At 38.6% G+C, this 2,234-nt stretch carries 3 protein-coding genes; all 3 read right to left on the bottom strand.

Going from position 1 to position 2,234, the window contains the following annotated elements; translation table 11 throughout:
• Positions 1–157: 157 nt before the first annotated feature.
• Positions 158–1,246, bottom strand: a complete 1,089-nt coding sequence (locus tag K6G87_RS03825) for a radical SAM/SPASM domain-containing protein (protein WP_296834132.1) — start codon at positions 1,244–1,246, stop codon at positions 158–160.
• 144 nt (positions 1,247–1,390) lie between these two features.
• Positions 1,391–1,672, bottom strand: a complete 282-nt coding sequence (locus tag K6G87_RS03830) for a hypothetical protein (RefSeq protein WP_296834134.1) — start codon at positions 1,670–1,672, stop codon at positions 1,391–1,393.
• Between the two features lie 12 nt (positions 1,673–1,684).
• Positions 1,685–2,234: hypothetical protein (locus K6G87_RS03835; protein WP_296834135.1), on the bottom strand; the 550-nt coding region annotated here is incomplete at its 5' end.

Here is a 2,234-nt window from a genome sequence, read left to right on the forward strand (position 1 = left end):
CACATGCCGGGAACTGTTAAATCAGAGCACCTTTCAAATGCTGACAGAACAAATAAATGTGACGGTCTTGAAAAAAGTTTGTTGAGCACAAAATTTACGTCTTGACAAAGGTCACTTCATAACAGTCGTGTGAGGCTTCACATGTCTTTTTAAGTACTCACAGAGCATCTTTAAATAGTGCATTTTTAAGGCACAGTCGCTGGGTTTTATTATTATAGTCCCAGGTATGAAATGAGCCTCCCATGCAGTATTTACGACTTTTGCAGTCTATGCACTTTTCGTCATCTGCGCCTCTGTCGTAGCGAAAGCCTTTAAACTCGTTATACCAGATATCAGAGAATCGTCTTTGGTGTATATTGCCCTGGATGATTCCTTCCTGAGTTCTGTCTATATCAAGACATGAATACACGTCTCCTGTGACAGTGATACTTGCAACAGTAATTCCTGCCATACAGAAGAAGTACCAGTCTCTGACTTCACGTTCAAGATCAAGACCAAGGTAGTGACAGCATCCGTAGGTGACAGGATAGTTATCAGCTCTTTTGCTTCGAATAAATTCCATTATATTTTTATGATCTTCATTAGTAAGAAGGAGCTCTGGATGATCAAGAGCTCTTCCTATAGGTTCTATTCCCATGACACGCCAGCTGTCGATATCTACGTCTTTCATAATTTCAAAAAGGGGTTCAAGCTCTTTTATAGTCTTATGATTTACAACAGTTGTTACCATGATGCTGTCCAGAAAGTTAAGATCGATAAGATTTTGAATTCCTTCCATGGCTCTGTCATAGGCGCCTTTAAGACCTCGTATACTATCATGGGTATCCGGAAGACCGTCTATACTTACTGAGATGGTGTTCATGCCGCATTTTTTGAGCATTTTGGCTACTTCAGGTGTTATTAATATAGCATTGGAAGTCATACCCCATTTAAAACCGAGCTTATGAGCATAGCTCATTACTTCTTCAAAGCCGGGATATAAAAGGGGCTCGCCTCCTGTTACATTGATCTGCGGAAGAGAGCCATCGAAATCTTCTTTTATCTGATCCAGAATGTCCTTCCATTCGCCGGGATTCATTTCATCTGACTTTACTTCGCCGCATCTTGAGCCGCAATGAAAGCAGTGTTCATTGCAGTTAAGAGTCAGTTCGAAAAAAAGCTGCTTGAGAACCGGCTGTTCAAACAGTTTTTTTCTAAGCTTATATTGCTTATCAAGGTGCGATAATTTCATTTTATTATTATTCATAGTCTGTTTTTTATACTCAAACTTCACATAATATAAATTAGTGACTTTCCTTGAGATTTGATAATCTGCCAATGTTATCAAATTCGCAAGGAGTTAAATACGCGATCAGATATATGTACCGCTTAAAGATGGTAAATATTGTGATCAGAATGCTGAAGGCGGGCCGTAAACGCAAGCTGGTTCGACATCATAAAAATCATCTTCTATATCATCTGTATTGTTTTCTGTATTATTAGTATTATTATCTTCTACATCATCAGTACTATTTTCTGTAGTATCTGCGTTATCTGCATCTGCAGAGCTTTGCATAGTACTTTCAGCATCATATTCATATGTAGGAGGACCATAGCCACATGCAGCACCAAGAACCATACTTGTAAGTCCTAAAGCTGTGGCAACGACTACCTTCTTTTTCATCATTTTCATATTATTTTCCTTTTAATTGTCATCGCTTTCTTTTGATGGCATAGATGAGACGTTTGAATCTGTTGTAATAAAAGCAGTATCCTGATCAGCATTATAGCCGGATTCAAAATAGATAGCTCCATCATCTGATATGAAGAGGTTTAAGTTTCTGGTAAAACCATGTGGAGCATAGGAGGTGAACCATCTTCCGGATACCAAAGAGCCATCATCAAAAGCTGCATTACCCTGAGATGTCTCAAAGATTCCGTAAAGAATAGCAGTTTCGAAGTATTCTTCGTAATCGAGGTCGTTTTGATCCAGTAGCTCCTTGATTGCAGTAAGTTCATCTTCTGTAAAGGCGAATTCGATATCATATTCGTTTATGTATTCGGGCTTGCCGGTCACATAGGTTCCGTTTGATGTTACATTACCTCCCATGCATCCAAAGCCTTTTTGCCTTACATCCATTGATTCATCGGATATTTTGAATAAATAAACAGTATTCCATTCTTCATCTACAGCATACATCATGTTAGCTGAAAGGTAATAACCTGTCACATTTTTTATGGTGCCTGTATTTCCA

The sequence above is a fragment of the Butyrivibrio sp. genome, assembly GCF_024699075.1.